Annotated in this window: 10 protein-coding genes; 6 read left to right on the forward strand and 4 right to left on the reverse strand. The window is 42.5% G+C overall.

Features of this window, described 5'->3' with window-relative positions:
- The first annotated feature begins 61 nt into the window (after positions 1-61).
- The 3 genes from iscX (at position 62) to ACS8E3_RS11015 (ending at position 1,387) form a co-directional block, all read left to right on the forward strand.
- Positions 62-271, forward strand: coding sequence for a Fe-S cluster assembly protein IscX (iscX, locus tag ACS8E3_RS11005; RefSeq protein ID WP_011279849.1), 210 nt, complete (start codon positions 62-64; stop codon positions 269-271).
- Positions 272-334: 63 nt separating this feature from the next.
- Positions 335-874: a GyrI-like domain-containing protein gene (locus ACS8E3_RS11010; protein ID WP_439244151.1), complete on the forward strand. Its 540-nt coding sequence runs from the start codon at positions 335-337 to the stop codon at positions 872-874.
- A 51-nt stretch (positions 875-925) separates the two neighbouring features.
- On the forward strand, positions 926-1,387 hold the full coding sequence (locus tag ACS8E3_RS11015) for a GNAT family N-acetyltransferase (RefSeq protein ID WP_439244153.1): 462 nt from the start codon (positions 926-928) through the stop codon (positions 1,385-1,387).
- A gap of 113 nt (positions 1,388-1,500) precedes the next feature.
- Here the strand turns inward: ACS8E3_RS11015 and dapE are convergent, their stop codons facing one another.
- On the reverse strand, positions 1,501-2,709 hold the full coding sequence (gene dapE / locus ACS8E3_RS11020; RefSeq protein WP_439244155.1) for a succinyl-diaminopimelate desuccinylase: 1,209 nt from the start codon (positions 2,707-2,709) through the stop codon (positions 1,501-1,503).
- Positions 2,710-2,780: 71 nt separating this feature from the next.
- Positions 2,781-3,536 carry a 2OG-Fe(II) oxygenase gene (locus ACS8E3_RS11025; protein ID WP_439244156.1) on the reverse strand — a complete coding sequence of 252 codons (756 nt, stop codon included), beginning with the start codon at positions 3,534-3,536 and terminating at the stop codon, positions 2,781-2,783.
- Positions 3,537-3,691: 155 nt separating this feature from the next.
- On the opposite strand from ACS8E3_RS11025, the gene ACS8E3_RS11030 reads away from it, so the two are divergent.
- On the forward strand, positions 3,692-4,588 hold the full coding sequence (locus ACS8E3_RS11030; RefSeq protein WP_439244157.1) for a 23S rRNA (adenine(2030)-N(6))-methyltransferase RlmJ: 897 nt from the start codon (positions 3,692-3,694) through the stop codon (positions 4,586-4,588).
- Between the two features lie 9 nt (positions 4,589-4,597).
- Positions 4,598-5,554, forward strand: coding sequence for a CDP-diacylglycerol--serine O-phosphatidyltransferase (pssA, locus tag ACS8E3_RS11035; protein ID WP_439244159.1), 957 nt, complete (start codon positions 4,598-4,600; stop codon positions 5,552-5,554).
- A 98-nt stretch (positions 5,555-5,652) separates the two neighbouring features.
- On the opposite strand, the gene ACS8E3_RS11040 is transcribed toward pssA, so the two are convergent.
- Both ACS8E3_RS11040 and ACS8E3_RS11045 read right to left on the reverse strand, forming a co-directional pair.
- Positions 5,653-7,845: an ATP-binding response regulator gene (locus ACS8E3_RS11040; RefSeq protein ID WP_439244161.1), complete on the reverse strand. Its 2,193-nt coding sequence runs from the start codon at positions 7,843-7,845 to the stop codon at positions 5,653-5,655.
- A 65-nt stretch (positions 7,846-7,910) separates the two neighbouring features.
- Positions 7,911-8,546, reverse strand: a complete 636-nt coding sequence (locus ACS8E3_RS11045; protein WP_439244163.1) for a response regulator — start codon at positions 8,544-8,546, stop codon at positions 7,911-7,913.
- A 246-nt stretch (positions 8,547-8,792) separates the two neighbouring features.
- On the opposite strand from ACS8E3_RS11045, the gene ACS8E3_RS11050 reads away from it, so the two are divergent.
- Positions 8,793-8,870: an ESPR domain-containing protein gene (locus ACS8E3_RS11050; protein WP_439244177.1), complete on the forward strand. Its 78-nt coding sequence runs from the start codon at positions 8,793-8,795 to the stop codon at positions 8,868-8,870.
- Positions 8,871-9,221 lie beyond the last annotated feature (351 nt).

Below are 9,221 nucleotides of genomic sequence, written 5' to 3' on the forward strand. Positions count from 1 at the left end.
TCATCTAACGAAGTTTGTTAGGATGAGCTTATCATATTTATAATAAAATTAAGGACTCACTATGACCCCGCAAAAACTAAAATGGACCGACAGCTTAGATATCGCCATCGAGCTATACGAGAAGTTCCCTGAGACTGATCCGCAGTATATCCGCTTCACTGATCTGCATCGCTGGGTAACGGAGTTAGAAGGCTTTGATGATGATCCACAGCGTTCAAATGAAGGTATCTTAGAAGCGATTCAGATGAATTGGATAGATGAGGCAGACTAAATTTATTCTGTTATCATAAATAATATTCCAATACAAATCGCATATAAAAGCTAAGGCAGTATTATGAGTTCATCCGTCAAAGAGCTATCGTCAGCGATAGTCTGTCAAGGTATCAGCGCGCGTACCACAAATCTTGCTGAGACTGAATACGAAACGGCCAAACTAGGCCGTCTGTGGCAAAAATTTTACCAAAACCATGTCAGCCATCTTAGCGAGGGCGAAGATATCTACGGCGTTTATTATAACTATGAGAGCGAAGATTTAGTCGGAGCATTCGATGTGGTCGCCAGTTGGAAGGTAGAGAGCGAGCAGGCAGCAGGGCAGGATGATAGCGAAGATAACAATGTCCTTAGTCCTGAGAATATTCTTAGCGCCGCTCATGGTAGCGATGTCATCACGGTGACTATCCCTGCAGGCAAGTATTTGGTATTTACCGAAGAAGGGAGAATGCCTAATACGGTGATGAATGCTTGGGAGAAGGCGTGGGAGTATTTCCATAATCCTGACTGCGAACACACTCGCACTTATAATGTCGATTTTGAGCATTATATCGGTGGTAATTTAGAATTTGGACAAGTCGATCTTTATATTGGGATTGAGTAAAGTTGTAAAATCTAGATAGATAAAATAACTAAATATTAAGAAGCATGCTTTATGTCGACGTCCAAAGTCACTTATCAAATCAACACTCCGATTACGCCTTTCCAATTCATAGAGGTATTAAAGAATTGTAGTTTAGGCGAGCGTCGTCCTATAGATAATCCTTATACGATTAAAGGCATGCTAGATAATGCCAATCTTTTAGTAACGGCATGGGTAGACAGGGCAGTAAATAAAGAGCATGAAGAGGCGACAAATGATGCGAATAACGACAAACAATTGATTGGCGTGGCGCGCTGCATTACGGATTTTAGTTATTGTTGCTATCTATCTGATATGGCTGTCGATGAAGCGTATCAAAACCATGGTATTGGTAAAAAGATGATCGAAAAAATTGAGCAGCAACTGCCGCCCAGTTGTAAAGTTATTTTGTTATCTGCGCCGCAAGCGACTGAGTATTATCCAAAAGTTGGTTTCAAAAAACATGAGAGTGCATGGGTCAAAGTAGTGGAGTAGTAAATCGATTATTTGTCCATCAAATATTTATCTATTAAAAGATAACTTGTAAAAAAAGCGTTACTTATGCAATAAGTAACGCTTTTTTTACGAGCTTAATTAAGCAATTGCAATTAATCTAGCAATAAGTTCTCTAATATTCCTTCATATATCTGCGCCAGTTTTCCTAAGTCATCGACTTCTACCCTTTCATCGACTTGATGAATAGTGGCATTACGCACGCCAAGCTCAACGACTTGTGCACCTGTTGGCGCGATAAAGCGTCCGTCGGATGTTCCGCCCGAAGTTGAGAGAGTTGTCTCTGTACCGGTTACTGACTTGATCGCGTTTTGACAAGCCGAAACAAGCTTGCCTTCTGGCGTCAAAAAAGGCTGGCCTGAGAGTTTCCAATCAATATCATAGCTGGCTTTGCTGTCCTTGAAATGTTTATCAAAGATAGCATGTGTCTTTTGCTTTAACTCATCTTCAGTCGTTTCCGTCGAAAAGCGAAAGTTAAATACCGCTTCCAAAGTTTCAGGAATCACATTGGTTGCGCCAGTACCGCTGTTGATATTAGAGATTTGCAACGAGGTCGCAGGGAAGTAGTCGTTACCTTTATCCCATTCAGCAGCAGTGAGCTCGCTTAGTGCTGCCATTGCCGCATGGATAGGATTACTGGCCAAATGAGGGTAGGCAACGTGACCTTGTTTGCCAGTGACGGTCAGCTCCGCCCCTAAGGAGCCACGGCGACCGTTTTTGATAATATCGCCAAGGGTATCGGTGCTCGAAGGTTCGCCGACTAGGCAGTAAGTTATTTTCTCATCGCGCGCTTCCAAGGTTTCGATGACTTTCACCGTACCATTGATAGAGGGGCCTTCTTCATCAGAGGTAATCAGCATAGCGATTGAGCCTTTGTGCTCAGGATGATTAGCAACAAAACGCTCGCTTGCAATGGTAAAAGCAGCGATACCTGTTTTCATATCCGCGGCACCGCGTGCCCAAAGGTAGCCGTCTTCGATAGTTGGCGTAAAGGGCGGATAGCGCCAATTATTGACATCACCGGTTGGCACTACATCGGTGTGGCCGGCGAAGCAAATGACCGGATCGGTCGTGCCGCGACGCGCCCATAAGTTTTTAACCTCGGCGTGTTCGCCTTTAGCTTGTTTATCACCGTAATACATAAATTCGCAGTCGAAGCCTGCTTGCTCTAATCGCGCTGACAAGATGTCTTGGCAGCCGTCATCATCAGGCGTGACTGAGGGTCGTTCAAGCAGCTCAATACTTAAATCTAGAGTAGCTTGTTGATGGGTTTGCGATAAAGTGTTGTTGTTATTGTTAGACATAAAGAACCTTTTAATAGGGATAATTTTTATTAACATGAATAATTTTGGTTTGGTACTGGTAGATTGATACTTTAACCTTCTTCTACAAAAGGCACTAAACCATCACGGCGCATCCAAGTGGCGATAGAGTAGCGCTGACGATGGGCGGTTTGTACTTGATGTTGCAGGTCGCTATTGAAGATAATTAAGCGATTAGCAAGCGGCATGACTTCATGATGGACGCCGTGATTATCCACAATTTCTACCGCGCCGCCGTCTATCTCTTCCCAGTCGTCGTTGAGATAAAAGACCGCAGATATCACGCGCTCATCACGGCCTGCCGGGTTGTCACTGTGCCACTGATAGCCAAAGCCGGGTGGATAGCAGGCATAATGCGCTTCACTATGACGAATACCCGTGAATAGCGCCCGGTTCAATAGAGCCGATAGCGCATTGATAGCTTGCAGATAATAAAACCCAGCAAAGAAGTCTTTGGTGATCCAGCGAATGTTATCACCGCGAATGTTGCTCACCCTAATACCAGCGGTAAGCTCTGCTTCACGATAGTCAATAAAACCACTCTCGGCCTGCAAGGCAAGCAAGGCTTTATCTATAAAGACATTATCAAGAACCAGCCAGCCGTCCGAAACTAGTGTATCAAGCGCGCTATCGCTGAGCCTATGTGCCCAATCAACAGCAAAGTCAGACAATTGCAAGACTTGTTGGGTTAGGCCATCCGCGCTCATGCCTTTTTTGTCAGTAGGCGTAAGCTGTGGCGGATTATCTATACCTATGGGATTATCAACCGCTAGAGGCGTTACTTTAAGGTTGCTAATAATCGTTGTCATGTCGTCCCGTTACTCTTTACCAATGCTCTATCAGTATTCTACTAGCGCTTTATCAACGTCTAATTACCAAAACCCACGTTATCTTTTAAGCTTCCTATGCTACCATAGATGCAATTTTCCGCACTTAAACTTTTTGAGATTATGAACTATACCTTATGAATTATAAACATGCCTACCACGCAGGTAACTTTGCCGATGTGGTGAAACACATTTTACTTGTGCAACTGCTTAATCAATTAAGCCAAAAAAACAAACCTTTTTATGCCCTCGACGCTTACGGCGGCCGCGGACTTTATTCGCTAGCTAGCGAAGAGGCGCGCAAAACTGGGGAAGCCAAAGGCGGTATCCAAGCTTTGCTAACAGCTGAGGGCTTGGATATGGAAAAAGCGCCTGCCGCTATCAAAGACTATATAGAAGGTATCAAGCAAGCGCGTTTTACTTATGACAATAAAGTCTATCCGGGGTCGCCTTGGTGGATTGCCCATCATATCGAAAAAAACTCAATTGAAAAGCCAGATAGTGGCGTACGCGGTGAGGCTTTTGAGGCTAAAGCGAGTGAGTATGACGCTTTGAACTATCAGCTGCATAAGCTACCGATTGGCATTCATCATCGCGATGCTTTTGAGGGGATTCGTGCCGTCATTCCCCCTGCCGAGCGTCGCGGCTTAATATTTTTAGATCCGCCTTATGAGCAAGAGCATAAAGACTTTACCCGTCTGGTTGATTTATTAGTGGCCTCTTATAATAAATGGCCACAAGGGACTTATGCGCTATGGTTCCCAATCAAAAATATTGACGCGGTTGAGTTGTTTTATAAAAAGCTTAAACGTACCGATATCAGACGCCAGCTCATCTGTGAGCTCAATGTCTATCCAAACGATGTCGCTGTTGGTCTGAATGGTACCGGCATGCTAATTATTAATCCACCTTGGCAGTTCGACAATCAGGCGCGCGAGATATTACGCTTTTTACAGCCCGCGCTCAAAGTCGCTGACGCGCCCAATATGACCCCTGATAGCGCGACCAATGTACGCTGGCTAGTCGGCGAATAAGGACAGGCTATGAGTACCAATAATGGCAATAATAGTATTAATAACGCAACCGATAGAGTTATCGATGATAAAGCTGTCGATAAGACGGACCAAGCTACTGAGCTGCCGCTCAATGATAATTTAGACCATATTAGCGATAGTGCCGCGACGCAGCCGCCTTATATCGATGAGCATGAGTTTAACATTCGCTTAGCGGATAATGACGATTATGAAGGTCTCACCTTTGAAGTTATTGAGGCGGAAGTTGCCGAGGGTCAGCAAGTAGTCAGTCGCGGCGTCTATCTAGCGCCTAACTTGATCACCACTTTATCGCTATTGTCTGGTTTTTATTCGATTTTAGCTAGCACCAGTGGTGAGTTTTATAAAGCTGCTTTAGCGATATTTTTATCGGCTATACTCGATGGCGCTGATGGGCGCGTAGCCCGCATGCTTAATGCGCAGAGTCCGTTTGGTGAGCAGTATGATTCTTTGGCTGATTTATTGGCTTTTGGCATAGCACCTGCTATCTTAGTTTATAGCTTTGCGCTTGAGCCGTTAGGGCGTATTGGTTTGGGCTGTGCCTTTGTCTTTACCGCTTGCGGCGCGTTTCGTCTGGCGCGTTTTAACGTGCAAGTGGGTATCGTTGATAAAAAGTACTTCGTGGGTCTTGCCAGCCCCTTAGCGGCGATCTTAGTCACCGCAGCGGTCATGGTTGCCATTGACCACAATGAATGGGTGGGTGAATACGATACTATAATTATGATTTTGTTCGCCGCTTGGGTGGTAATTTGTGGTCTACTGATGGTCAGTAACGTCAAATATTATAGCTTTAAAGAGTTTGACAAAAAGAAAGTGCCTTTTGTGGCTTTGATCATTGCCGTTCTAATTCTAAGTATTCTTATTTATGATATTCCTGTCGGTATTTTAGCCATTGGCATTATCTATGCGTTATCGGGTATTGTGACCACCATAAAAGCTAAGATATAAAAGCGACATCGAATTATAAACACCTCTATCTGCCATCATAAGCCGCTTACCTAGTAAGCGGCTTTTTCGTATTTAGCTTGGACAGTGATGACTGGGTTTTAGGGCGCCTTTGCCGTGAGTTGCTGCAAGTGATGGCGTAGGATAAGAGGGTCTATAGGTTTGTGCAAGATAGTTGGGTTGATAGCTTTTGTCGCTTTGAGTAACTTAGGTGAGGTATTGGCTGTTAGCAGAATAAAGGACGCTGAGTCGTAATTAGCAGTACTACTGGCGTTCTGAATAGCGATGATGACCTCCTCGCCAGTTTCTTTGTCAGCTAAGCGATAATCAGAGATGACAATATCAGGTTGATGCACCTTAAAAGCAGCGACCGCTTCCGCTACTGTCTGAGCAGCAACAGCCTTGCAGCCCCAAACCTCTAATAAAAGCTGCATTGATTTGAGCAGAATATCGTCATCATCGACTACTAATACCGTTTTTCCTGCTAAATGATTAATGGCGGTATTATTATAAAAGGTAGTCTTATCATCTTTTTCGCAGATAGGCAGGGTTATAGAGAACTGTGACCCTTGATGCAGTGTAGACTTTACTTCTAGATCCGCTTTTAATAGATCAGTCATGCCTTTAACAATAGCAAGCCCGAGTCCTAAGCCTTGATTGGTCACATTATTGCGCTCTATTTGATGAAAGGACTTAAACGCTTGTTCAATCTCTTGCGGCGTTAGGCCACTACCAGTGTCCCATATACTGATACGGCAGTATTCTAGCGCAAGAGAGGAGTGACTTACAGGTAATTTACGCACGCCAATCAAGACACCCCCTTTATGGGTATAGCGTATGGCATTACTGATTAAATTTCTTAGGATCAATGCTAGCATTATAGGGTCTGTCATTACACATAGGGTGGTAGGTTTAAAGCGTAAAGAGAGCTGTTTATTCTGAGCCTGTATGCCAAACTCATCGACCAAGTTCTGCAGGATACTATTGAGCTCAGTTGCAACGAAATGAGGAGTCATCTCTCCACTTTCTAAGTGAGCGTAATCCAATACCGAGTTGAGCATCTCACGACTAGATTGGCTAGCAGAGCTGGCATAATCTACAATCTGTGCTTGCTGACTATCCAGATCAGTATCCTTCAGAGCTTCAATAAATAAGCTTAAGGCTTGTATCGGCTGACGTAAATCGTGGCTAGCGGCAGCCAAAAACTGAGTTTTTGCTGAACTGGCTTTTTCTACTTGTCGCGTTTTTATTTGTAGCTGTGCTACTAAGCTATTATTTTCTAGATAAATCAAAATAGCTTTGAGGGTATTGGTTGACGTATGTTTGGCGAAGAAAATATCAAAAAACAGCAAGGTGATGACCGCAAACGCTAAAATAATAAAGCCAGTATCGACCATATAAAATAAGAGAAACCCCCACATTAATATGCTAGGTAAAGCATAGGCAATATAAACTCGCCAAAACATGGCTAAGCTTGAGATCCCCCCGCTCAGCAGACCTAAATGCAGCCCTAGAAGTACGATAACTTGAGTAGAGTTTTGAATATTAGTGGTAAAGGCTTTGCCAATAGCTAATGCCCATAAGCAAGCAGTTGCAAGCGTACAAATAAACAGCACGCTATAGACCGCATAATGCGCTAAGTAGTGATCATGGTTTTTAGCAGAGGGTGAGGGCACTTCATAGGTCAAAGTAAAAAAGGAACGACTAGGCTTAACAAGTGATTGATCATTAAGACTACTAGTAGAGGAGTAATCTTTATTACTAGAATTAAGGTTTTTACAATCTTCGGTAGTGTTTTTTGCTAAAGCTTTGATCTTTTGCCAGTTAAACCAACAAACATAAAGAATCATAAGATGAAAAAACATCCAAATCATGATTAGTAGTTTGGCAGCATTGATCTCCATAATAGGCACGCGCTGCAGCATGGCTATAAATATAGGCAGGAAAATGATCATAGCGCTAAAAAATAATAAAGCCAATGCCGCAAATATTTTTTTAAGGAAAGTTATCGTTAAAGCGTCAGGTCTTTTGAGTATCAATCTGACAGATAGCCATAAGACGCCTATGACTATCGAATGATATGCCAGCCAAATAGTATTTAATGCTTGCTGATTGGCATTTAAATCATAAGTGACAAACATAGTCGCAAAAAAGCAAATGCTGGTGAAAATAGTACCTAAAAGTGCCAAGGGTAGGTTTCTAAGTAACAGTCTAATCTGCGCGGCTAAGATTGTTTTATGGTTATAGGTGCTAGGAATTATGCTAGGAAGGGTTTCGATATCGTCGTTATACATAGTCAGTAATCCATATCAGTCCTATATAAAAACGCTTGGATAAACTCTTATGTTTAGTGCAGCGCTTATTCTGGCTTAGCGAGATAACCGGCTTGTTGAGCAGAAATGATGATCTTGGTGCGGTTATGGACATCAAAGTGTTCCATCAAGGCGACGATATGATTACGTACTGTGTTTTCGCTCAAGGAAAGTTCATTAGCGATATATTTATTGCTATGGCCCTCTGCCATAAGTGCTAATACTTCTAAAAGCCTAGTACTTAGCAGCGTTTTCGTTTGGGTAACGACAGGGGATGGAGATGTTTGGGTTTGGATATGATCGCTTTGGCTCGGTAAGCGGCTCATTAATAGAGATTGCACTGTATTGCAAATGAGGGTGGAGTCAGTATTTTTATGCAAAAAACAACAAGCACCTAGCTCTAATGCTCTATTGATCTCTTCATGATTGTTAAGAGCAGACAGCAGCATAATACGTGCTTCTGGCCAGCGCTGTTGGAGGATAATCATACCGTCGATACCATTGAGCCCTGGTAGACAAATATCTAATAATATCACATCGATTTCTTCTTCAAGGCTTGTCACATCACTGATTTTTTCAATTTCAATGATGTCAGCGTCTATTTTATTCTTTAGAATGAGACGCAGTCCCGCTCGAAATAGGGCGTGATCATCGACTAATAAGACGATTTTTTTTGTTTTCATGTGCTTTATCCATTAGCTGCTCTGTCTACATTTCCGTACCGTCCATTCTGATTAGTACATTTGTACTATTATCAATAGCAGACCTACTATTTACAATAAGTAATACTTTGTCTAATTAGTGTTTGAAAAGATTACTCCATTGTATTAATTTTAACGAATATATTTTATAAATAAACATTTTTTGACACTTAATAGATAGTGTAGCAGCTTTAGCTATGAAGGAGAGTAAATAAAAGGGAATTTATTATGTTAAACCATGTTTATCGCGTCATCTTCAACCGTGTTACTGGCTGTTATGTAGCAGTGAGCGAAATTACTAAATAAGTTGATAGGTCTAGCAATTCAGCTGCGGTTAGTGCTGTGCAACCAGTCACTAAAGAGCTCAATACATCAAAGGGCCAATTCTCTATTAGTAGTAGCGCTTTTGGGAGTAGCGGTAGTCAAAATGGCGGTAATGTAGGGGTCAGCTATACTTTTAATTAAGTGAACTGTGCTTATAAATACGCGAGTAGAGGTGTTATCGTTATAATGCCGCTACTCATAGGGTATGTTTTACTACATATAAAATTAATTTCATAAACCCCTTGACCCCCAACCCAAAGCGCGTATAATGCCACCCAGTCGAGAGGGAAGGCGGATGAAACAAGTAGCTTACTACTTTGATCCAAACCATCC

Source organism: Psychrobacter sp. 2Y5, from assembly GCF_051847375.1.
Classification (GTDB): domain Bacteria; phylum Pseudomonadota; class Gammaproteobacteria; order Pseudomonadales; family Moraxellaceae; genus Psychrobacter.